Raw genomic sequence first — 24,044 nt, forward strand, 5'->3', positions numbered from 1 at the left:
ACAGAGTGAAAAATCTCTTGAGAAACGAGATGCTTCCTATCGTCAGCATGACAAAAAGATAAGAAAATAAAAAGTCTAGACGACTTCTACAAGTAAGCAAGATATAAGATATGTGCGGACAGCCTTGCAATCCCTATACTTTGTATTTTATTCTTCATAGATCATCTTCTTAGTCATACCTCCGTCTATAATAATATTTTGCCCGTTGATAAAATTGTTTTCAGGCTGGCAGAGGTAGATGCACATACGTGCAATATCTTCAGGGGTACCCACCCTGTTGGATGGATGCTGTTCGTGATCTATCGGACGCAATTCTCCATAGTGTCCCGTGTCTATCCATCCCGGACTGATACAGTTCACCGTTATATTATATTTACTCAGTGAAATTGCCAGCGCATGAGTGAGCGATACGATTCCTCCTTTCGATGCCGCGTATGCCTCCGAATCGGGTTCACTCATCAGATAGCGGGTAGACGACATATTGATAATGCGTCCGTAATTATTTTTCGATCTGCTTTTTGATCGGTGTTTGGCTAATAATTTAGCGGTAATGAATACTGGCCGTAGGTTTGTCTTCAAAACCTTGTCGAATCCATTGACCGACATATCCAAAATGGAAGCAAACCGACTTACGCCCGCATTATTAATGATGATATCTATATCTCCCTTTTGACTGACGATAGAGGTGATGACATTTGCCAAAGCACCTTTATCCGATATGTCGGCTTTAGCAAATGTACATTTATAATCATTCAGTTCGTCACTGAGTTGTTTTCCCTCTTTTTCGTTTATATCGCAAAAGAATACATCTGCGCCGGCCTTACAGAAAGCGGTCACTATGGCCTTGCCGATTCCCAGCGCACCTCCGGTAACGAAGGTGACTTTGTTTTCCAGTGTATTCTTCATAATGCAATCGTTTTATATCAATTTTTTAATTTCCTCTTGTAGGCAACTCCATTTATTTTCTTCTATTTTGGCTCCGATAGCTTCTATTACATTTCCGGCGAGCAGTGTTCCTATTCGTCCGCAGGCAGAAAGCGGGCTGTTGTTTATCAGGCCGTAGATAAAACCTGCCGCATACAGGTCGCCTGCTCCTGTTGTGTCCACACAATTTACTTTAAGTGCGGGAACAAATACTTTTTCATCTCCCTGCTGAATCCACGAACCTTTTTCTCCTGTTTTCACAATTGCTATATCTACCTGTTTCGCTATTTCTGATACAGCTATTTCAGGTTCCAGATCGAACAGGGCTTTGGCTTCTTCTTCATTCGCAAAAACAATGTCCACATATAGAGGGATAATTTCGAGCAGAAAATCACGATTGGCTTCCACAACATTATAGCTGGCCATATCCAGAATAATTTTTGCCCCGGCTTCTTTTGCCAGTACGATAGCTTTCTTTATCAGGTCGTGGCTTTGTACCAGATACCCTTCGATGTAGAAATAATCATATCCTTTGAAATCATTTGCGTCCAATTCGTCGGCATGGAGCAATGCCGCCGCTCCCAGATAAGTGCCGAAAGTACGTTCTCCGTCTTTGGAGATGAATGTAGATGCCACACCCGAAGCTTCATTCACTTCGGTCAGATGAGATGTTACACGATGCTTCATTAGGTCCTCCTTGTAATATGTACCATAGAAGTCGGTACCTATGCGACCGAGAAACCCTGTTTCGACATTCAGGTTGGCAAGTCCTACGATTGTATTGGAAGCAGACCCGCCGGAAACAATACTTTTGTTAAGTTTATTAATTTCTTCAGAAATTATTTCCAGCTTCGTTTCGTCGATAAGTTGCATACTTCCTTTTGGTAATTGGAGGAGTTCCAGTATCTTATCGTTTTCTATTACTGCAAGAACATCTACAAGGGCGTTACCCATTCCTAATACTTTTGTCATTCTTCTTTAATTTTTTGTGTAAAGATATTGCATAATTCAGAAATAAGGCCTATTTTTGCGTCACTTTTGAGAGAAAAATACTCTTCCTTAGCTCAGTCGGTTAGAGCATCTGACTGTTAATCAGAGGGTCCTTGGTTCAAGTCCAAGAGGAAGAGCAAATCTGAAAGGATTCTTTCCCTCAAAAGTATATTCTTCCTTAGCTCAGTCGGTTAGAGCATCTGACTGTTAATCAGAGGGTCCTTGGTTCAAGTCCAAGAGGAAGAGCAAGAAAAGAGTTACAAGAAATTGTAACTCTTTTTTTGTGTTAATATACTCAGTCTGCTTCTTCATGCATATCTAAGGTTAACCAACAAGGGTGTGACTCTAAAATCACACCCTAATTATCAATATTAAAGTTAATCGATAGGCTTCGCAGCTTTTCTTTATGTTCTTTGATTATTTCAACAGCGATTCATAATAGGCTTTTATGTCAGTCCAATTATAAAAGGGAGCCTTATCTGTTTTGATGGGCGGCACTAGTATTTCCTTTTCGTGAAGAAGGAATTTAACCAGAACATCATCCGATTTAGGTTTGCGGTAGAATATGATCTGTATATTGCCCGCCATAGGTGCTACTTTAAAATCGCTCCATGCTTTATAATACTCATCAGGATTGGATACGCTGTTGTAACATCCATCCAGATGTAAAAGCATAGCTAGCGGGATGATGTTGCCGTCGTGGGCAAAGCGCAGGTCTGCCCCTTTTCCGTTAGTTGATATAATATGGCTGGCATTTTCCAATATATCTTTCAGAAGAGGTTTGCAGTTTTCAAACATCAGACCGCCATTTATTGCCCCATTAGCATCATTGACATATAATTTGTAATTCTTGCATTGCCAGAGATCAAAAAGTTCCTGTTTCTCAAATATATCGTAGAAAGACAGATCGGTTTCTATATTTTGCATTCCTCCTGCGATATAAAAGAGTTGCCACATAGTCTCTTCCGGATTTATATTTTTGTTGATATAGTCCTTATCCGAAAAAAGAGAATTGATCAAACGAGCCGGTTTTACATGTTCCTGTTGGAATTTGCGGTGTTGTTCACGCCATGTATATTTTGCCGAACGGAATTCAATAGCCTCTTTGGTATGATGATTCAGAAAACTTTGCCACTTCATACCCGAATTGCGCCCGATCTGTATAGAAGGGTTCAATTCTTTCAGCCGCTCGCAAAAGGCATCCATACTAAGGACGCAACGAACGATGGTAGTTGCACAAGCCGTATATCTTCCATCTTTGGAAAAAACCTGAGGGTTGGCTATGTACATGCGTTCGGCGATGCCTCTGTGTTCGCGTATGCCCAAAGGTGAAAGATCGCCTCCTCTGAGTTCGGCTTCCTGCCATACTTGCTGTAAGCGGGCATAAACATCTTTACCCAGATCAGTTAATACATTATTGTTATAGGCATCTTCAAATCGATCGAGCACATCCTTATAGTCGCTGTCGCTGATAAGATAGCGCGAACCATGACGTCCGAAATGGCTTATATAAAACGGTTCGTACCCTTTGGGTGGTGCTGTATAAGGTCTGATATCCTTCGCCGGATAAGCATAGTATACACCTGCGGTTTTCTCCGGAGTAGCAAACAGTTCTTCTTTCGATGTTTGGGAAAATGCAGAGATAAAGACTGCAAATGAGAGTAATAGTAGGTAAATTCGTTTCATTCTTTTTATGATTTTAGATAAAAGGTTGTCAACTCTTGGTCAGGCTAAATTATATCCTATTAAACGATAAGCTAACAACCTTTTTCATCTCTTTATATACTTTATTTATAATCAGGATTCTGCGTCAGATAAGGATTGACGGTGAATTCTTCCTGAGGGATAGGGAATAACTTATACTTATCATCCACATCTTTTCCTACATAGTTTCCTGCTTTACCGTCGCTGCCTTTCCAGTCCCAGTTATGATCTTTTGTAAATTTATTGAAGCGGATCAAGTCTGTACGACGAATCAGTTCTGTGTATAATTCGCGTCCTCTCTCATCTAATATAAAGTCTAAATTTAGTTCAGCCTCTGTAATCCTGCCTGAAGCATCGTTTCCGTAACTCCCCGACATATATGCCCTGTCTCTGATCTCATTTACATAGCCAAGAGCTTCGCTTTTGCTCCCGCCGCCACCTCTTAATATAGCTTCTGCGGCCATCAGATAAGCATCGGCTGTCCTAAACATAGGATAGTCAATCGAAGAATAGACTGTTCCGCCCTCAACAAGTTCCGAACCGTCAGCTTTCACATTTCGCCATTTGATGCATGCATATCCGTTCGTAAATGTTCCTTGAAAATCTTTTCCATCCACCCAGGTTTCTTTTGTATGTCCTACACTAAAGAATTGAGCTCTTTTATCTTTTTTATTATTTCCCCAGATATCGTTTATGTCGAATGTCTGGTCACCGCTTTCAAACAGGTTTACTAATTGGGTGGTCACGCGTGCATTCCCCCATCCTCTGGTTCCGACCCCCGTTTTCAGATAGCTGTTTATATTTCCATTCATCAGAGCTTTCACATAGAAATTAGTTCCTGCACTGCTTTGTGCATAATCAGCATCCTGTACCAGATGCCAGATGATTTCGGAGCATGTATTATTATCGGCCAGAAAGATATGGCGATAGTCTGATGCCAACGGGTACGCCTTGCTGTCTATCACCATTTTAGCGTATTTGTATGCTTTCTCATATTCTTTTTTGCCTACATACACTTCTGAGTTCAAATAGATACGTGCGAGTAAAAACCATCCGGCTACCTGATCTATACGTCCGTATTGGTTTGTTTTCGATGTTTTTAGCAATGGTAATACAGTTTCTAATTCATTTACTGCGTAATCATAAATTTCAGTTCTGGTTTTTTGGTGAGGCAGGCTTCCCACTACCATTGTTTCTTCAATGAACGGTCCGGACCCGTACAGATCACATATCATACTATAGCAATATGCCCTTATAAACCGGGCTTCAGCCACATAATACCGGTATTCGTCCTTCAGTTCGTCGTAAACGCCTCTTTCTTTCAGTTTATCCTCGGTACATTCACGTATAAATTCGTTACAGTAGTTTATAGTCATATATAACCGATAGTAAGGATACTTGATAATTGAGGTGGATGGATTCCAGTTTACATAGAGCAGATCCCGTGAGCCCTGACTGCTGCCTGCATGTAAGATAATTTCATCAGATACTGTCGTTTGCAGATAGAATAATGCACGCGTATATCCGCTATATCCCTCGTCGATACCACCTACATCTCCGTCACCGCCATCACCGCCTTTTTGTCCGGTCTGAATAAGCGATGCATAACATTTTGCTATTACTCCTTTGTATCCTGCCGCTGTTTCGTACACATCTTTTGCTACTAACTGGTTCTTATCCAGAGGCTGTGTGTCAAGGTCTCCCAGACAGGAAGAAAGCATGCTGCAACAGGCTATCAGAATTGATATGATTAATATATTTGATTTCATACTATGATTTTGTTTTTAATGGATGTATGGAAACTCGCATGACAAAATTATCCTGTACTTTTGGTGAATCGTGATTGGCTCTGCCGATTTTGCAATTCATGCTCGTTTTCATACAATAATTTTGTTTTTATATTAAAAGTTTAGGTTTAAACTGAAAGAATACATTCTCGGACGCTGGTATGAGTTGCGGTCTATACCCGAAAATATCTCAGGGTCGATGCCCGAATAGCCTGAAAAGAGAGCAACATTCTGTACATTAAATGCCAGTCGCAAAGAAGTTTTATCATTCCATAGTTTTGAGAAAGAATATCCCAGTGTGATATTGTCTATCTTGAAGAAATCTCCTTTTTCCAGAAAATAATCTGAGAATTTACGTGATTGTGTAAATCCTGTTTTCAGGGTTGAGCTCATAATGTTACCGGATGTATTGCCATCTGCACTATAGAGTTTGTCGAATGAATCTCTTGCTGACTGATAGTTGAAGACATAGTGTCCGAATCCTCCGTGTGCATTTGCTCCCAAATCCCAGTTTTTGTATGATATACGGGTTGATAGGCCGTAGAAATATGGCATATGCGAGCTCTTACCAGTCATGTATTTATTTACGTCTGATTCGCTTGTTACGATATCCCCGTTCGGAGCCACATATTTTCCGTCCAGAGGGTTGCCGTTATCATCATATGCTTGTTTCAGTAAGAAATAAGTATAAGGAGTTTCTCCTACTTTATGTCTTTGTACATAGTCCCTGTCACCAATGCTACCTGCATTTATTGAATTATCTTCACTGTCTATTGTATTCAGTTTTGTGATTTCCGACGCATTCCATGTAAAGTTTCCTCCTATCGACCATTCCCAATCACGGGTTTTGACCGGTATTGCCGATACTGCAAGTTCTATCCCTTTGTTTTTCATGTTTCCGATATTGGTATCTATTTTGTTTGTATAGTTACTGCCGGCCGGAACATCGATGAAATTCAACAGATTCTTTGTACGGCGGGTGTAAATATCGATACTACCCGATATGCGGTTATTAAGGAAACCATAATCTATCCCCAGATTGTATGTCGTGGTCGTTTCCCATTTGATAAGGGGATCGTAGCCATTAGGTCTGTAAAGCGTTATCCATTCATTGCCGAACATATATCTGGAAGCATCGTATGACGTAGTATAGGTGCCCAGGTGCTGGTAATACGAACCTATGTCTTGTTGCCCTGTTTGTCCGTAACTAAGTCGTAGTTTAAGGTCGGATAAAGCCTTGATATCTTTTAGGAAAGATTCTTCAGACAAACGGTATGCCAGTGCTGCAGAAGGGAAATATCCCCATCTGTTATTTTTCGCAAAGCGGGAAGAAGCATCGGCACGCAGAGTAGCTGTTAGAAGTATCTTTTGAGCATAGGAATAGTTAAGACGTCCATAAAAAGATAGTAGATATAATTCGGCTTCACCTGAAGTAGGGTCACCATATACTTCGCCCTTCGAATCATAGGTTGTAGCAGCATTTCTATACCAGAAGCGTTGCCAGCCATAACCACCCATTGCGCTGATGCTATGATCCGTATGGAAGTCTTTTTTGTAATTTGCGTACAAGTCTATCAGGTAATTCCTGTTTTCATTTTTTGAAGTATATGACTTTCCTGACCCGTCCTGCATATGTGAAACATACATAGATGGGGCATTATTGGGTATAGACTCGTCATAGTCATCTACACGGACATCATAACCAAGGTTTGCATGTAGAGTAAGATCTTCAAATCCATGTATTTTATAGTTTGCTGCCAGATTTCCTGTCGAACGTTTGTTTTTCTGTAATTTATCGGTCAGCATCAAATCCGCAACAGGGTTGCTGCCTGCTTTTGTAATCGGATTGCCATTCGCGTCCATCCACATGAAGTATCCCAGTCCGACATTGTTCGGGTAATTTGCATGTACAGGACGTGTAGGGTCAAATGAGGAAGCACTTCCTACTGTTCCGCTGGAAACAGGATTTTCATTTTCTATGCTGCCTTTAATGTTAATGTCGAGAGATAAGTGTTTGTTGAAAAATTGCGGGGCAAATCCTACCCCAAGACTGAGCCGTTCATAATTATTTTCTTTGATAACCCCATTCTGATTATAATAACCGAACGATATACGATAAGGGATATCAGCGACGGCTCCTGTAGCCGATAGATTATGGTCTGTACCGAAGGCTGTCCTGGATACTTCTTTCTGCCAATCTGTACTGACATCGCCAAGCATATAGCCATCAGGTACATTATTTGCATGTTCCTTGAATGCTTTTCTGTAAGTGTCGGCATCTAATACATCCAGATACTTTACTACCTGGCTGATAGTGAAACTTCCGCTATAATTCAGATTGACTTTTCCTTTTGTCTGGCTTCCTTTCTTTGTGGTAATAATAATCACTCCATTTGATGCCCGGGAACCATATATGGCAGTTGCGGAGGCATCTTTGAGTACTGTAAACGACTCTATGTCGGCCGGATTGATAGAACTGATAGATGTACTCCGTACAGGTACTCCATCTATAACCAGTAACGGATCGTTCGAGGCTGATAACGAAGCTCCCATCCGTATGCGTATAGTACCTTCGTCGCCCGGTGCACCGGAACCCGGTGTAACGCTAACTCCTGCAATTTTACCTACTAACGCATCTTTGGCCGTTAATACCTTTCCTTTGCTTAGTTCGTCCGGTTTGAATGTTGTCAGTGAACCTGTAACATCCCCTTTCTTTACTTGCCCATAGCCGATAACGACCACTTCATTGAGCATTTCCTGATTCTCGAGAAGGGTTATCGAAAAATTCTTTTGACCATTGACCGGAATTTCCTGGGCTTCGAAACCAATGAAGCTGACCGTTAAGATTGCATTCGATGGCACATTGAGCTTAAAATAACCGTCAACATCTGTAACTGTTCCGTTTGTGGTGCCCTTTACCAATATGCTTGCACCGATAACGGCTTCTCTCTGGTCATCGACCACCTTACCTTCTATAAGGATATTATTTGTTGTCTGTGCATAAATACTGGAATGAATCAGGATACTCAGGAGAAAGATGAATATCTCTTTCATCGGTTTTCTTTTAGATTTGCATTTCATGGTTCTTTAATAATAGATTTAGTTAAACATCTCAACTAAAGTATCTGTATCGATAGTATTGTTTTTAGCTGAGTTTACAAAAACAAAGCTATTATCCTTCGATCCATATTTTATATGTAGGGAGATGTGTAGAGTAGATTTTTGTGAGTTTTAATTTGTTTTGTGTCAGTATTTTAGGTCTATTTCGCGAAAGGAAAAAAGTAGATAAAAATAGAGGATAAAGGAGATTGTATTAGCCTATTTGTTGAATTAAATTAGCAAAATCGTCTTTTGATACAGCCAATTTATTATGTATTTTCAATTTGTAGTTATATACGGTTTGGGGTGAATAATGAAGGAAGCTTGCAATTTTGCTACTATCGTTAATGCCTAGTCTAATGAGAGCGAATACCCTGAGTTCGGGAGTCAGTATATCATCGCTTTTAGGGGTAATGCGCTCGTCCTCCTTCAATAGAGCATTGAATCCATCAACAAAATTAGGATAGAGGTTTAAGAAGATTATATCAAAATTACTGAAAAACTCTTTCAATTCGTCTGATACTAAAGATGTTGAGCTGGTAGTCTTTAATGCGTCATCTATTTTTCCTGTTTTTAATTTTCTGTTTACATTGATACGATAAGTTTCCATTTTGTCTATGTAACTGGAACACAGGTTGAAAACATAGCCAATATATTCTTCTTTGACCAGGTTAGATTCGGAAAGTTTTTTGTTGAGACCGTTAAGTTCTGTATTCATTTGCTTTACCTCTTCATACATATCTTTTATACGCTTTCGGGCTTGGGATAGCCTTGTTAGCTGTTTATATATGTATACCAGAGAAATGATAAGGACAACCGATAATATGGAAATAAGGACGAGATACTTCTTTAAGTTGCTTTTTTCCTGTGTTGCTTTCTTATCATATGCGGCTACTATGATTGGTAATGTTTCCGATATTTCTAATGTTCTGAAACGGGCTTTACTGAAAGTGGCATCTTCCATCGAACATTTAATGTATGAGTATGCCCTGTCCAGATCACCTTCCTTGTACAAGATTACGGCAAGTTTTCGCAACGAAATATAGCTTTTTACGGCCCTCCTAAGATCTGAAGTCGCTGAAATAATCAAATACTTTTTTTGCTGTTCGGTATTTCCTAATTTTTCATAGATGTCGGACAGTCCATAGGCCAAAGAACCCACGATTGATTCATTGTTTTTGTTCTCTTTATAACATTTTGTCATTAGCGATAAGGCTTCATCGTATCGTCCTAATTCGACCAGTTTGCCATTTTCGACCAGAAGGTATCCTATCGAATTAGGATCGTTTACCTGCAGAAGGGAATCTTTGTATTGGCTAACTAAATGTCCATAATGACTTTTTTCATTTTGTGCTAATGAATTTTCGAATAATAAAGAATAGGTAGAATGGTAAAAATGATAGTAATAAGGCATCTGATCTTCATCCAGACCATTTCTATTTATTTTATCTGCAATATTAAAAGCCTCTTTATACATACCCATAATGCCGAGAATCTCCGCGATATTCATACTTGCCGTATACTGATACTGTATATTTCCGATGCTCTGGGCTATGTCATACTTCTTAGTCGCCATAAAAAGAGCCGAATCCATATTGTAGTTCCTGTACTCTCTGTAAAGGCGGTGATAGATTTTATGAGACTCTTCGGCGTCGGACGCCTGAGCCAGCTTTGCTTTAAGGCTGTCTATTCTCAATTCCTTTATCATATTGTATTGGGGCCGGTTTTTTATGGTCAGATCCAGTTCATAGAGAAGAGAATCCAACTGGCTTTTTGCTCCGGATACAGATAAAATGGAAAAGAAGAATAATAACATTAGAAAGAAATGTCTCATGCTGTATAATTTATAGTCGTTGAATGCAAATTCGTCTATTCCGGCTCTTCATCTACCGGAATGATAAAATCGGTGTGAGTAAATGCAAAGTGTAATTTTATACAAATAATTATTTAGATCTTAGTAACTCATAAAAATAGTATTTATTCATTTTACATCAGTAAAATATTTTCATAATTTTTTATGGAGTTCTATTCTTTAATAAATTGTGATATGTTTTTATGTTATGATTTAAATTGAAAGAGAGATGATGGCAAAAAAATACCTGTTTTATCAGTTTGCTATATTACTCTGTTTATTCAAAAGATGAACAAGGTGTTAATAAATAGCAAATAAATACATTCTATGTTTAGTCTGTATAACTTTTTGTAATTTAGTGGTACAAATCGTCGTCCCCGAATAACCTGATAATCTAATAACATATGTCTAAAATAAACTCATTGATATTGTTAATAAAGTCTTTGTCCAAATCGGAAAAGAAGGCTGTTTATGTTCGATCCAATCTAAATAATGCTCCCAAAGAATATATTACACTCTTCAAATTTATAGATAAAGACAACATTAATGATACTGCAAAGCTGGCACAGTTACTGAAAGAAAAATACCCAAAAGCTTTCTTCCCGGCAATAACATCTTATCTGTATAGTTTTATATTGAAAATATTGGTTGATATAAAGCAGAACCAGGATGCTGTGTACAGTCTCTATAATAGTATTTCGGCTGCAAATATATTATACGAGAGAAATCTTTATTCCGATTATAGAGCTATGTTGGAGAAACTGATATGTAAAGCTAAGGACATAGAAAACTATTATCTGTTGCTCATATTGGAGCGAATGGAACTCAGTTTCTTTATCAAAGAGGGTTTTGACGGGCTCTCGGAAAAGGAAATATTAGACAAACAGCATAAGGTAAATGAAACATTGAAAACAATAAGGCAGATAAATGAGCAGTCGACACTATACGAACTGCTGAGGTTTTATCTTGAAAACAAGCCTACATCAAATAATCTGTCATCACGTCAGCTGTTTAATGATTTGGTAGTGAGTGAAATGAGCCTTGTGTCGAATCTGAAACATGATGTGTTTGAAATAAATAAATTGCATCAATTATTTCAGGCACACTATCTGATAAGTACAGGAGATTACAGATCGGCATTTAATTGTTTTATTGAATTGAATAATATGTTTGAACAGAACCGGCATCTGTGGAATAATCCGCCGGCATATTATATGTTTGTATTAGAAGGGGTTCTTGAGAGTTTGAGAGGTATTCGTAAATTTGATAAGATGCCTTATTTTCTGGACAAGCTAAAACAACTAACAGGCTATTCCATCTACTTTCAGGCAGAGCTGCAAAGTATCGATTTTATCTATAGTGTAGTGCCTTATACAGATACCAAAGATTATGCAAATAGTTTGTTGATAATAGAAGAGTATAAGGACTTCCTTTTCAGTAAAAGAGGGTTGCTTAATCCTCAGCGCGATTTGCAGATATCGTTGATTCTTTCTATCATTTATCTGATGACTAGAGATTATTCACTTGCAAAGAAACAATTAACCCATATCATCAGTGCCGATACTTACGAGAGTGTATGGCTTTTTCGACTGATACAATTGATCAATCTGCTTATATATTATGAATTGAATGATTTCGAATTTGTTACATCTTCTATTCGTGCGATAAAGAGACAAAATAGAATTAAAAATAGAAAATCGAAAATTGAGAAAGTTTTATTCCGTTTCCTTAATACTGATTTATTCTCATTGTCAAAGACAAAAAAGGAAGCTCTTTATAAAAAGTTTCAGGCCGAATTGGATAATATCGCATATGTAGATGATGACGCCATGTTGTTATCGAAGTTCGATTTTAAAGAGTGGATATTAGTCCATCTCAGATAAAGTATTGTTTTTAATATGTTAAATATTCGATGTTTTATCATGCTTGAATTTATTTAGAATTTTATTTTTATATCATTTTTTGTTGTTTATAATCCTTATTTGTATCTATTACTTGTAGATATGTCATTTTTGTAATTTTATTTTATAGTGTTTTATTGTTTCTTTATCTGTTAAGATATATATACATTCACAGTATCATTGTTTTTGAACCTGAATTTGAGAACTTAATTCTAGTAAGCTAACATTAAAATCTTTTATTATGAATAAAAAATTATTTCCCGGTAATTGATAATTACAATTTGTACTTTATCCTATATTCAATCAATCTTTTTTTTACTTGTATTTGGGATGTAAATAAACCTTGTATAATATATTAAGTGCCCCAAAAGTCTTTTGTTAAATGATTCATCTTCACACAAGAAAGAAGTTTTGATATAGGTATATCTGAATTTTTAGACAGTTGCTGTAAGCCTCTCTTTTAGCTACAGTATCTGCATTATGATAGCTTCTGGAAAATGGAGTAAGGCTTTTCACATGCCGAAAAATAGAAGATATTTTAATTTAACACCATAAAAAACGCCTATGAATAAATCTGATTCTGATCAAGTACTACTTAATCCAAAAAAATGTAGAACAACTACGAGTGTAATCATTTAAATCTTTTACAACTGTATGATGAAAACAACATGTTTTAGAAAGAAAAACACACAAATAAAGAAGACTTATAGAGTACTGAAACTGATAACCCTTTTATTATTGGTAGTCAGTATCTGTAGTGCAAATGATACTTTTACCGGAAAGGGAAAAAGTGAGTGGGCTCCGGACAAAACGAATCGGGCAGCAGAAAATACCGCTGACAATGAAATATCGGATAGCCAACAAAAAACTACTAAAAAGAGAATCTCAGGAACCGTAATAGATGAAAAAGGTGAACCATTGATCGGTGTAACAGTTGCAGTGAAAGGAACTACAATAGGTGTGGTTACTAATTTTGATGGAATGTACGTGATCGATGTTCCTCAAGGTGCAACTCTCACATTTTCGTATGTAGGATTTGTAAAGCAAGAGATTAAAGTAAACGGAGATCTTATAATAAACATAACCTTAATGGAAGATACCAATTCACTGAAGGAAGTGGTAGTCGTAGGTTTTGGTACTCAGAAAAAAGAGTCGATAGTAGGCTCTATTTCCACCGTTCAGCCCGAAAAACTCCGTGTGAGTTCCTCGCGTTCGGTTAGTAATGCACTGACAGGACAGATATCGGGTATAATCGGTGTGCAGCGATCAGGAGAGCCGGGGTATGACAATTCCAGTTTTTGGATTCGGGGAATCAGTACCTTTGCCGGAAACCGATCGCCGTTAGTATTAGTCGATGGGATAGAGCGTTCGTTGAATAATATCGAACCGCAGGAGATCGAATCCTTTTCTGTACTGAAAGATGCCGCCGCCAGTGCCGTTTATGGTGTGCGTGGTGCTAACGGTGTAATACTCATTAATACAAAACGCGGAAAAATAGGTAAGCCTACTGTTATGGTGAGAAGTGAATATGCAATGACTCAGCCCGTGAAGTTACCGGAATATTTAGGTGCCGCTGATTACCTGCAATTGATGGATGATATACGGATAGAAAACGGAGGTAAAGCTGTAAATACGGATCGAATACATAAAACAAGGACGGGATGGGACCCGGAACTATACCCTGATGTGGACTGGATGGATGCGATCACCAAAGATCACGCTTCTAATTTCAGAACTACAATTGATGTATCCGGTGGTAGTGAAAAGTTGCGTTATTCATTTGTTGCTGCATTCTATAATGAGAATGGGATATTGGAGAGGGATAAATCGAATGAGTGGGATTCTTCAATTAAGCTCCAACGGTACAATGTCCGTTCCAATGTAGACATGGATCTGACTCCTACAACCCTTCTGAGATTTAATATTGGTGGGTATATGCAAGATCGTAACTATCCGCCCGAGAGTATAGATAAGATATTTTCAGAAGCCTTTGTCAATCCACCGTTTGTTCATCCTACAAGATATTCGACAGGAGAAATACCCCGCATCATGGAGCGTACCAATCCTTGGGCGCTTGCAACCCAGCAGGGATACGAGCGGGGAAGCCAAAGTAAGATAGAATCCCTGTTTTCTATCGATCAGGATTTGAAAATGATATTGCCGGGACTCAGAATCAAAGGAATTTTCTCATTCGATAAATATAATACAACATCCGTCAAACGTAATAAAACACCGTATTATCATAATCCGGCATCGGGACGCGATGATGATGGAAATCTTACACTAACACTCTTATCGGGCGAAGGCCAGGACTTTCTACAATACTCTCAGGATTCGGAATGGGGCGATAAGAGTAATTACCTGGAAGGTAATATTTCATATTCCCAGACATTCAAAAAACATGCGGTGGATGCCATGTTTATGTACAATCAGCGCAACTATGACAATGGAGATAAACTACCTTTCCGTAATCAGGGAATTGCTGGTCGCTTGTCTTATATCTATAATTCGAGATATGTAGGGGAGTTCAATTTTGGATACAATGGTTCCGAAAATTTTGCTAAGGGTAAACGCTATGGATTTTTTCCTTCAATGGCATTAGGCTGGATTATTTCAGAAGAGGCATTTATGTCATCTATAAATAAGACCATGACTAAATTAAAATTGAGGGCATCGATAGGTAAAGCCGGGAACGATAGGCTTGACGGACGCCGCTTTGCATATTTGAGCACTATAGGATGGTACGAAAAAGCCTATTCGTGGGGCTCGAATAAAGAAGTATCCCGTGATGGGAGACAGGAAGGTGAAATCGGTGTTTCGGCGATGACATGGGAAACCGTAACAAAAACAAATCTCGGCTTGGAAGTAGGCCTGTGGAATAATGTTGTCGATTTTCAGGTTGATGTATTTAAAGAAAAGCGTAAAGACATTTTTATGATGCGTCGCTCATTGCCTTCAACTGTCGGCATTCCCGTTCAGCCGTGGGATAACTATGGAAAGGTGGATAACAGGGGTGTTGATATAACCTTAAACGTAAACAAGAGCATAACGAAAGACCTTTTCGTATCCTTATTGGGAACATTTACGTATGCAAAGAATGAAGTTGTAGAGATCGATGAGCCATTTACCGTTATTGGTACTAATCGTTCTCAGACAGGCCGTCCTGTAGGACAGATTTATGGATTGATAGCAGAAAGATTATTTATAGATGATGATTTCTCCGATGTGGAGAATGGCGTACTGAAGGACGGGATACCCCGTCAGAATTTTGCCAGTTCGATTCGTCCCGGTGATATAAAATATAAAGACGTAAACAATGATGGCGTAATAGATACAAATGATAATACGGCCATAGGCGGGACATTCGATCCGGAAATAGTATATGGATTCGGTCTGAATATCAAGTATAAAAGTCTCGATTTCGGTTTCCTTTTTCAGGGTAATGGTAGAACGTATCGTATTATAGGTTCAGGCAGCAGCTATTTTATTCCGGGTTCTGGTAATGGCGCTCTTGGCAATATCTTCGATAATGTAGATAGTCGATGGACGCCTGAAAATCCGAGGCAGGACGCTTTTTACCCAAGACTGCAAATGGGCTTTAATGCCAATAATAGCCAGGAGTCTACATGGTGGTTGAGAAATATGAGTATGCTGAGAATGAGGAATATAGAATTGGGATATACTTTGCCCCGCCATATTGCAAATAGTGTATATCTCAATAATGCACGCTTTTTTGTAAGGGGAAACAATTTGCTTACTTTCTCAGGATTTAAGTTATGGGACCCGGAGATAGATACTTCGACAGGTGCTAAATATCCTATGATGAAGACATTCTCATTCGGATTTGAAATCAACTTCTAAACAAGAATATTATGAATACAAGAATATTAAAATATATATTATTAAGCCTTGGACTTATATACTTTGGTTCGTGTTCCGATTATCTCGACAAGGATCCTGACGATGAACTGACTTTGGAAATGGTCTTTGGTGATAAGACCAGGACTGAAGAATGGCTGGCCAATGTCTACAACCAGGTAGAAGATCCTTATACTCTTTATGACCGGGTAGAGGCTATGGGAGACGATTTTGTTGTCAATCCCGGCTGGGAACAGTTTGGCATAACTATTATTTCCTACCAGACGGGCAACTGGAATCCGGCTAGTAACTGGACTCCGAATTATTGGAATATCTTACCTCAGAAAATCCGTGCTGCCCATATCTTTATCCAAAATGCGAAGCCGAATCCGGCACAGCTTTTCAGCCTGAAAGAAGTAAATTATATGAAGGCAGAAGCTAAATTTCTGATAGCTTATTATCATTATCTTTTACTCAGGTATTATGGTTCTATTCCTATTTTGGATAAGATAACGGATATTTATGGTTCCGAAGATGAAATAATGATAGGGCAAAGACCGTATGATGAAGTAGTGGACTGGATAGATCAACAACTCATTGATGCGGCAAAAGAATTACCTCCTATGTATGAAGAAACACAAAAGTATGGGCGTGCTACATCCATTATGTGTCATGCCATCAGAGCCAGAGTACTTCTGCTTGCTGCAAGTCCGCTTGTCAACGGAAATCAAGACCCGGCCTATCTTAATTATACAAACAATAAGGGAGAGAAAGTATTCAATTCTGTACCTCAGTTATCGAAATGGGAGAGGGCGGTAGAAGCTTACAGAACCTTGCTAAACCTTGCTCTGGATAATGGCCATAAGTTATATTACGAATATCTGAACGACGGTAGTATCGATCCGTTTATGTCTTATCAGAATGTATTTTTCAAGAAATTCAATGATGGGAATAAAGAGATTCTGTTTGCCCGTCCCGAGAATGCACATTCATTGTACGAATATGTGACACAACCTCGTGGAACCGGAGGTTCCGGCGCAGTAGGGGTAACTCAGTTGCTCGTCGACGATTTCTTTATGTCGAATGGTTTAAGGCCTATAACAGGGCATAATGCCAATGGATCACCTATTATAAACTCGGCATCGGGATATATCGAAAAAGGTTTTTCCTCAAAAACCGAATTCAGAAAAACAAAATGGATCGAGTCCAGGAATAGCACAACAGAGGGACAAGCATCGGAAGACTATAATCCCGTTACTTTAGCTGGTACTTTCAATATGTATTGTAATCGCGAGCCGCGCTTTTATATATCTGTCCTTTACAATGGATGCTGGTATAGGAGAGAGGCCAGGGAAACTAAATTCTATCTCGACTCGCCGGACGGGGGGCCTACACACGACTCACCGAGCAACGGTTATTTAGCCCGGAAGAAAGTACATCCCGATTGCGATCCACGTAATAATATAAGTCCTTATCGTCCGGCTATTCTGGTTCGCTTGGCAGAAGTTTATCTGAGTCTGGCGGAAGCTCTCAACGAAGTAAGCTATTCGGAAGAAGCCATAGGTTATCTTAATCTGATAAGGGAGAGAGCCGGAATTCCGAAATATGGAACCCAACAGGGTGAGATTACGCCTCCGGCCAATCAGGACCAGTTGCGGGAAGCTATACGCATCGAACGAAGAGTAGAACTGAACTGTGAAGCGGCACTTCGTTTCGATGATATCCGCCGCTGGAAGATAGCAGCAGGTATATTGAACAATAACTTCTGGGGAATGAATTTCTATGGAACTGAGAAAAGCGACGATGATAATAATCCGGATGCATTCTTTGTACGGAAAGTCTATCAAAAGCGTATGTTTAAAGGTTATTGGATGCCAATTCCTCAAACCGATACAGACAAAAATTCCAATTTGAGACAACTGCCAGGATGGTAAATAACGAAATTAAAAGAAGGAACATATGAAAGTCATATATCAAATAATAAAAGTAATTGTTTTAGTGGCGTTATCCGGTTGTTTCATCGCATGCGACGATGATGATAACGGAGACCTTTCCGGGGGGAATACTCTGGTCGTAGAATCTTCGGGAAGTGAAATCATGTTACTGGACGAAAAAGCGAATGATGTTGCGGTCACCTTCACTTGGAACGAAGGTAATAATCGGGGAGAAGGAACTTATCTTACCTACATGTTTAAGATGGATATAGCTGATAATAATTTTCAGTCATCCATACCTAAAGAGAAGATGGCGGAAGGTGTTTTTTCGAAGAGTTATACTCACGAAGAATTTAATGACCTTTTGCTCGATTACTGGAAAATAAAAGCCGGAGAAACGGTGGATATGGAAGCCAAGATAATTGCAGATGTAAACAACTCTTCGGTATATATGAAACCTGAAGTAGCTGTGGTTCCCTTTAGTGTAAAAACCTATGTTACTCCTTCCAAGCCCTTGTATCTGGTAGGCTCTGCTACCGAAGCAGGAATGGATCCGTCGAAAGGAATATTAATAAATGAGGTAATAAATGGCCGTACATACAACTGGAAGGGAAATCTGAAAGCAGGAGCTTTCAAACTTATTTCTTCTCAGGAAAGTATGTTGCCTTCCTTTAATAAAGGGGATGATGATAATTCTATTGTAGAGCGGTCAGACGAAAGCCAGCCGGATAATCTGTTTTCGGTAGAGGCAGACGGACTTTATGCCATGTCGTTCAATCGCAAGACAATGATATTTATCTACAAATATATGCCATACGAGAATGTATATATGGTTGGAAATGCTACACCGGCAGGATGGAATATAGGAACATCGACTACAATGGATTGGAATCCGGCAAATCCGACTGTTTTTACATATAAAGGCTGGTTGTATGCCGGAGAAATGAAGCTCCCTCTCGAAAATGGTACAGGCAACTGGAATTGCGACTATCTGATGCCACCTACCGGCAACGAATCTATCACAGGAGAATGGCAGAATGTTAAGTTTATACCGCAGGGAAATCCGGATAATAAATGGATTGTTGCTGCCGATCAGGCTGGTAATTATATTGTTACACTGGATACGGAAACTATGAAAATCAAATTCGAAAAACAGTAATAAGAGATGAGAAATATATATAAACTTGTATATGGATTCCTTTGTATAACGGTTGCAGGTCTGCTTTTCTCCTGCTCCGACGACGATAAATACAGAGTCGCTCCTGAGATAGAGGGAACATTTTCCCTCACTCTTACTTCTCCTCAGGCGAATGCAGAGGTAATACTGGATAAAGAGAAAGCGAATGAAACCGCCGTTACATTTGCTTGGAAAATGGCAAATGACAAGGGCGCTGATGCTACTACTTTCCATTATGATTTCGATATGGATATAGCCGGAAACAATTTCGAAACGGCTATAGATGTTGTAAATCTGGAGAGTAACTTATCGAAAAGCTTTACACACAAGGAACTGAGCGACCTGATAGTGAGTCATTGGGGAAAAACAACCGGCTCTGTCGTCGAATTGGAGGCACGTTTGAAGGCAACCAATACAGTTACAGGTGCAAAAACTAGGACAGTTTGGGCGACGGTTAAATTCAAGGTCTCGGATTTCGAAACCGAAGTTTTTGAAATAGTTGTTGAAAAGCCAGAAGAAGATGCACTCGTTTCTTTATCAATAATGAAAGATTTGGAAACAGCCATTGATTTTTCATGGAAGGCTGTGAATAATAAAGACGAAGAGGTTTCAGTGTTCAGTTATAGCTTTACGATGGATATTGCCGGAAATGAGTTTGCGGCAGCCATTCCGGTCGAAGATCTGGGACAAGTCGCTCAAAAGAGTTATACACATCGCCAATTAAGCGACCTTATTGGAATGCATTGGGGGAAGAATTTAGGTGATTTGGTTGAACTTGAGGCTAAAATAATAGCTACGAATAACGAGTTAATAGAAAACCCTATAGAAACAGTAATCAGATTCAACGTACAGAATAATTATCTGCTTCCCGAAAACCTCTATTTAACAGGAGAAGCCACTTCTGCCGGAAATAATCTTTCCAATGTATTAGTACTCGATAAATCAGAAGATGGAAAAGGTTTCTATTGGAGGGGGACGCTATCTACAAACGGAGGGTTTAAATTCCTTTATTCGAACGAAAGTATGTTGCCATCACTCAACAAAGGTGAAGGAGAGGCTTCTTTATCACCAAGGAGGGAAAACACCGAAGCTGATGCTCTATTCTCTGTTACAAAAAATGGAAATTATGCTATTGCGATCAATCTGGTAGAGATGAGTATAGCCTATAAGTTCGTTCCGTTAGAAAACCTTTATTTATTGGGTAATGCCGCACCAGCCGGATGGAATATCGATGATGCAGACGAAGTAGTCTGGCAACGCCAAAGCCCGAATATTTTTATATATGAAGGACAATTGAATACAGGAGAATTGAAAATGCCATCCGAGAGAGGCAATTGGTTATGCGATTTTCTGATGGCCTATGATCCTGCCGATCCGGATAAGACTTTGGTGCCTATAACCGGTGACTGGCAAGACGCTACGATTGTAAACGGAGCAGATGCCATGAATAATAACAATCTTGATAAAAAGTGGGAGATAACATCCGCCGGAGCTTACAAAGTGACGGTAGATATGAATAATATGAAGGTGAAGTTTGAAAAGAAATAATTATTAAACCAAATATAACTGAATATGGGAACAATTAAGCGACTGGTTATTATGTGTGTGGCATTTATTGGATTCTTCATTAGCATTGATGGAAAAAACAATCATGTTGACGGTGTAAAAGAGATAAAAGAAGTATTCGAAAATGTATATATGGTGGGCGACGCTTCCCCTGCCGGTTGGGATATAACAAACCCTTATCCAATGAGGAAAAGCAGCAGTGATCCGCATGTCTTTACTTATTCAGGTTTTCTGAATGCCGGTGAACTGAAGCTACCCCTCGAAAGTGGTACAGGTAATTGGGATTGTAATTATCTGATGCCTGTTCAGAATGGAGCCGGAATCAATAGTAAACATGTAATGTTCGTTTCGAAGGGGAATCCCGACAATAAGTGGGTCATTTCGAAAGCAGGTATCTATAGTGTAACCTTGAATACAGATAAGATGGAGATCAAATTTGAGAGAGGCGATCTTATTTGCGACAATATTTACATGATAGGCGATGCTACAGCTGCTGCATGGGATATTTCCAAACCTATGGCGATGAGGAAGAATCCCGCCAATCCGTATGAGTTTGTTTTTGCGGGACAATTGAATGCCGGCGAATTAAAACTGCCACTGGCTAAGGGAAACTGGGATTGCGATTATCTGATGCCAACAGAAAACGGAGCTGGTATGAAGAAAAAAGATTTAATGTATGTGTCTCAGGGTAAGATTGACAATAAGTGGATTTTGACCGAAAGCGGAGGTTATAGGATAACAGTAGACACAAAGAAAATGTCGGTAAAATTCGAAAGGGACGATTTTCCTTACGATGGAGTGTATATGATAGGAAGCGCGAGTCCTGCCGAATGGAACATTTCCAGCCCGACACCCATGGTTAAAGCTAAGACAGGTATTTATACTTACGAGGGGCATCTGAATGCCGGGGAGTTGAAATTCCCGTTAGAAACCGGGACTGCAAATTGGGATTGTGACTATCTGATGCCTATAGTAGGCGGAGCAGGTATTGAAGAAACAAGAATACAGTTGGTTGCAGGAGGAAACCCTGATAATAAATTTTGGATAAGGGAAGGCGGAGATTATAAAGTTACTCTCGATACCAAGGCGATGTCTATCAAATTTGAAAAGAAATAATTAAATAAAAGTATTATGAGAAATTTAGCACTATTAGTTATAGGAACTCTGTTCAGTATTAATTTGCTAGCTCAAATGAGTCCTGAACAAACAGAATGGTATACTCCGCAACCTCCGAAAGTAATTCCGGGAGCAGATAAGAATCAGCCGCCTTCCGATGCCGTTATTCTCTTCGATGGCACGGATCTTTCAATGTGGCAGGCCGAAAAAGGTGGAGCTGCTAAATGGAAAGTTCAGAATGGGGAAATGATCGTTGCTCCCGGTACCGGCTCTATAACAACAAAGAAATATTTTGGCGACTGCCAGCTGCATGTGGAGTTCAAGTCTCCTGCTCCGCAGCATTATAATGGACAAGATAGGGGGAATAGCGGTATTATTATCCAGACACGCTACGAAGTGCAGGTTCTCGATATCGACAATAATGAGACCTATGTTAACGGCATGACTGGCAGTATCTACAAGCAGCAGGCTCCGTTAGCCAATGCCTATACCAAAAATGGAGAATGGCAGGTGTATGATATCTATTGGAAAGCACCGAAGTTCGGGACAGGCGGGAAATTAGAGTCGCCTGCTATGATTACTGTTGTACTGAATGGCATAATGGTGCAGAATAACTATATACTGAAAGGAAATACACCATATATCGGATTCCCTGATTATAATGCTCATGGCCGTCTGCCTCTGATGTTGCAGGATCATGGAACTGAAGTAGCATTCCGCAATATCTGGATCAGGGATTTATAACCAAATATGTTGACATTATGAGTATTTCAAGACGATCGTTTCTCAAAACAGGTTCTATATTGGCTGCAGGTGCAATGATGCCATCCTTGGGACGGAGTAATTCACTCTTTAATAGTTCAGCAAATGATACGGTAAATGTAGCTCTTATAGGCTGCAAGAATATGGGGTGGGCCAATTTGTCGGACTTCTTGTTGCATAAAAATGTGCGGTGCTTAGCTCTGTGTGATGTAGATCAAAACATATTGGCGACCTGTTCCTCTCAGCTGGAAAGTAGTTTCGGGCAGAAAGCCGAACTATATAGCGACTATAGAAAAGTGCTCGGGCGTAAGGATATACACGCCGTTATTATCGGTACACCCGATCATTGGCACTGTTTGCAATTTGTAGATGCATGTGCTGCGGGAAAAGACGTATATGTAGAAAAACCGATAGCCAATAGTATCGCCGAGTGTGATGCAATGGTCAAGGCGGCAAAGAAATACAATACGGTAGTGCAGGTGGGGCAGCAGCAGCGTAGCAGCAAGCATTGGCAGCAAATGATAGAATATATACGTGCAGGGCGTTTGGGGAAAATAGGACAGGTAAAAGTATGGGGCAACTTTAATTATGCAGCTCTTCCCTCTCCTGTGACCGATAGTGCAATACCTGAGGGTGTTGATTTCGAAAGATGGTTGGGACCGATGCCTCTGTTACCTTTCAATCAGCAACGTTTTCATGGGACGTGGCGTATGTTCTGGAATTACGGTGGCGGCCTGATGACTGACTGGGGGGTGCACTTGCTGGATATGGGATTATGGGGTATGGATGTGAAAACGATGCCTGAATATACGATTGCATCGGGTGGTAAATTCTATTTTCCGGAAGGAGCACATCAGACGTTCGATTCTATGGAGGTTACGTATGGCTTCAAAGACTTCATCATGACGTGGTCTAACAGTGCTGGCGTAGAAAGTGGCCCATATGGAAAAAACTATGGAGTATTGTTTAAGGGTACAAATGGCACTTTAGTAGCCAATCGTGACGACTGGGAGGTATTTCCCGAAGGGAATAAGATTGGTAAGACCAGCATGAAAGCCGATTATCGGGATCATAAAGATCATATAACCAACTTCCTGGAATGCATGAAGACCCGAAATATGCAGACAGCATGTACTATAGAGAATGGAAGCCTGTGTGCTAAATATGCTCAATTGGGTAATATCTCGGCACGTATGGGAGGTGCAAGGCTTATCTATGACGATTATAGCAGGACATTTAATAATCCGGATGCGGACAAGTATCTGAAACCGGATTATCGCAGCCCTTGGGTATTTCCTGAACTATAGTATTTTTTAGAAGAGGATGCATCGATCATTTTTCTAAGTAGTACACCTTCGGTGCATCCTTTTGTTT

The 24,044-nt window shown here is 39.6% G+C and carries 14 protein-coding genes and 2 tRNA genes; 10 read left to right on the plus strand and 6 right to left on the minus strand.

Going from position 1 to position 24,044, the window contains the following annotated elements:
- Positions 1-147: 147 nt before the first annotated feature.
- Both QZL88_RS16285 and QZL88_RS16290 read right to left on the minus strand, forming a co-directional pair.
- Positions 148-906 (minus strand): SDR family oxidoreductase, encoded by a 759-nt coding sequence (locus tag QZL88_RS16285; RefSeq protein WP_296942834.1) that lies wholly within the window; start codon positions 904-906, stop codon positions 148-150.
- Positions 907-918: 12 nt separating this feature from the next.
- Positions 919-1,896: an adenosine kinase gene (locus tag QZL88_RS16290; protein WP_296942835.1), complete on the minus strand. Its 978-nt coding sequence runs from the start codon at positions 1,894-1,896 to the stop codon at positions 919-921.
- 81 nt (positions 1,897-1,977) lie between these two features.
- Here QZL88_RS16290 and QZL88_RS16295 point away from each other — a divergent pair.
- Together QZL88_RS16295 and QZL88_RS16300 are read left to right on the plus strand one after the other, a co-directional pair.
- A tRNA-Asn gene (locus QZL88_RS16295) sits at positions 1,978-2,051 on the plus strand.
- 35 nt (positions 2,052-2,086) lie between these two features.
- Positions 2,087-2,160 (plus strand) — tRNA-Asn (locus QZL88_RS16300).
- A gap of 171 nt (positions 2,161-2,331) precedes the next feature.
- Here QZL88_RS16300 and QZL88_RS16305 read toward each other — a convergent pair.
- From QZL88_RS16305 to QZL88_RS16320, 4 genes are all read right to left on the minus strand, one after another.
- Positions 2,332-3,600, minus strand: coding sequence for a histidine-type phosphatase (locus tag QZL88_RS16305; protein WP_296942836.1), 1,269 nt, complete (start codon positions 3,598-3,600; stop codon positions 2,332-2,334).
- Positions 3,601-3,701: 101 nt separating this feature from the next.
- Positions 3,702-5,387, minus strand: coding sequence for a RagB/SusD family nutrient uptake outer membrane protein (locus QZL88_RS16310; RefSeq protein ID WP_296942837.1), 1,686 nt, complete (start codon positions 5,385-5,387; stop codon positions 3,702-3,704).
- Positions 5,388-5,519: 132 nt separating this feature from the next.
- Positions 5,520-8,459, minus strand: a complete 2,940-nt coding sequence (locus QZL88_RS16315) for a TonB-dependent receptor (protein ID WP_296942838.1) — start codon at positions 8,457-8,459, stop codon at positions 5,520-5,522.
- Between the two features lie 259 nt (positions 8,460-8,718).
- Positions 8,719-10,338 (minus strand): DUF6377 domain-containing protein, encoded by a 1,620-nt coding sequence (locus tag QZL88_RS16320; RefSeq protein ID WP_296942839.1) that lies wholly within the window; start codon positions 10,336-10,338, stop codon positions 8,719-8,721.
- Between the two features lie 422 nt (positions 10,339-10,760).
- On the opposite strand from QZL88_RS16320, the gene QZL88_RS16325 reads away from it, so the two are divergent.
- The 8 genes from QZL88_RS16325 to QZL88_RS16360 all read left to right on the plus strand — a co-directional run bounded on the left by QZL88_RS16325 (position 10,761) and on the right by QZL88_RS16360 (position 23,977).
- Positions 10,761-12,239 carry a hypothetical protein gene (locus QZL88_RS16325; protein WP_296942840.1) on the plus strand — a complete coding sequence of 493 codons (1,479 nt, stop codon included), beginning with the start codon at positions 10,761-10,763 and terminating at the stop codon, positions 12,237-12,239.
- A 672-nt stretch (positions 12,240-12,911) separates the two neighbouring features.
- Positions 12,912-16,118 (plus strand): TonB-dependent receptor, encoded by a 3,207-nt coding sequence (locus QZL88_RS16330; RefSeq protein ID WP_296942841.1) that lies wholly within the window; start codon positions 12,912-12,914, stop codon positions 16,116-16,118.
- Positions 16,119-16,129: 11 nt separating this feature from the next.
- Entirely contained in the window at positions 16,130-18,049 is a 1,920-nt protein-coding gene (locus tag QZL88_RS16335; protein WP_296942843.1) for a RagB/SusD family nutrient uptake outer membrane protein, read from the plus strand.
- A gap of 25 nt (positions 18,050-18,074) precedes the next feature.
- Positions 18,075-19,208, plus strand: coding sequence for a SusF/SusE family outer membrane protein (locus QZL88_RS16340; RefSeq protein WP_296942845.1), 1,134 nt, complete (start codon positions 18,075-18,077; stop codon positions 19,206-19,208).
- A gap of 6 nt (positions 19,209-19,214) precedes the next feature.
- Complete coding sequence (locus QZL88_RS16345) at positions 19,215-20,774, plus strand: SusE domain-containing protein (RefSeq protein WP_296942847.1); 1,560 nt, start codon at positions 19,215-19,217, stop codon at positions 20,772-20,774.
- A 24-nt stretch (positions 20,775-20,798) separates the two neighbouring features.
- Positions 20,799-21,908, plus strand: coding sequence for a SusF/SusE family outer membrane protein (locus tag QZL88_RS16350; protein WP_296942849.1), 1,110 nt, complete (start codon positions 20,799-20,801; stop codon positions 21,906-21,908).
- A 75-nt stretch (positions 21,909-21,983) separates the two neighbouring features.
- Positions 21,984-22,652 (plus strand): DUF1080 domain-containing protein, encoded by a 669-nt coding sequence (locus QZL88_RS16355; RefSeq protein WP_296945115.1) that lies wholly within the window; start codon positions 21,984-21,986, stop codon positions 22,650-22,652.
- Between the two features lie 17 nt (positions 22,653-22,669).
- The gene (locus QZL88_RS16360) at positions 22,670-23,977 is read left to right on the plus strand and encodes a Gfo/Idh/MocA family oxidoreductase (protein WP_296942851.1); all 1,308 of its coding nucleotides are present in this window, start codon (positions 22,670-22,672) and stop codon (positions 23,975-23,977) included.
- Positions 23,978-24,044 lie beyond the last annotated feature (67 nt).

It is taken from the genome of uncultured Dysgonomonas sp., assembly GCF_900079725.1.
Lineage (GTDB): Bacteria > Bacteroidota > Bacteroidia > Bacteroidales > Dysgonomonadaceae > Dysgonomonas.

Bases quoted from the DNA above. Each gene is read 5' to 3' on its own strand.
- QZL88_RS16285 (WP_296942834.1), bottom strand. From the start codon at position 906: ATGAAGAATACACTGGAAAACAAAGTCACCTTCGTTACCGGAGGTGCG.
- QZL88_RS16290 (WP_296942835.1), bottom strand. From the start codon at position 1,896: ATGACAAAAGTATTAGGAATGGGTAACGCCCTTGTAGATGTTCTTGCA.
- QZL88_RS16305 (WP_296942836.1), bottom strand. From the start codon at position 3,600: ATGAAACGAATTTACCTACTATTACTCTCATTTGCAGTCTTTATCTCT.
- QZL88_RS16310 (WP_296942837.1), bottom strand. From the start codon at position 5,387: ATGAAATCAAATATATTAATCATATCAATTCTGATAGCCTGTTGCAGC.
- QZL88_RS16315 (WP_296942838.1), bottom strand. From the start codon at position 8,459: ATGAAAGAGATATTCATCTTTCTCCTGAGTATCCTGATTCATTCCAGT.
- QZL88_RS16320 (WP_296942839.1), bottom strand. From the start codon at position 10,338: ATGAGACATTTCTTTCTAATGTTATTATTCTTCTTTTCCATTTTATCT.
- QZL88_RS16325 (WP_296942840.1), top strand. From the start codon at position 10,761: ATGTCTAAAATAAACTCATTGATATTGTTAATAAAGTCTTTGTCCAAA.
- QZL88_RS16330 (WP_296942841.1), top strand. From the start codon at position 12,912: ATGATGAAAACAACATGTTTTAGAAAGAAAAACACACAAATAAAGAAG.
- QZL88_RS16335 (WP_296942843.1), top strand. From the start codon at position 16,130: ATGAATACAAGAATATTAAAATATATATTATTAAGCCTTGGACTTATA.
- QZL88_RS16340 (WP_296942845.1), top strand. From the start codon at position 18,075: ATGAAAGTCATATATCAAATAATAAAAGTAATTGTTTTAGTGGCGTTA.
- QZL88_RS16345 (WP_296942847.1), top strand. From the start codon at position 19,215: ATGAGAAATATATATAAACTTGTATATGGATTCCTTTGTATAACGGTT.
- QZL88_RS16350 (WP_296942849.1), top strand. From the start codon at position 20,799: ATGGGAACAATTAAGCGACTGGTTATTATGTGTGTGGCATTTATTGGA.
- QZL88_RS16355 (WP_296945115.1), top strand. From the start codon at position 21,984: ATGAGTCCTGAACAAACAGAATGGTATACTCCGCAACCTCCGAAAGTA.
- QZL88_RS16360 (WP_296942851.1), top strand. From the start codon at position 22,670: ATGAGTATTTCAAGACGATCGTTTCTCAAAACAGGTTCTATATTGGCT.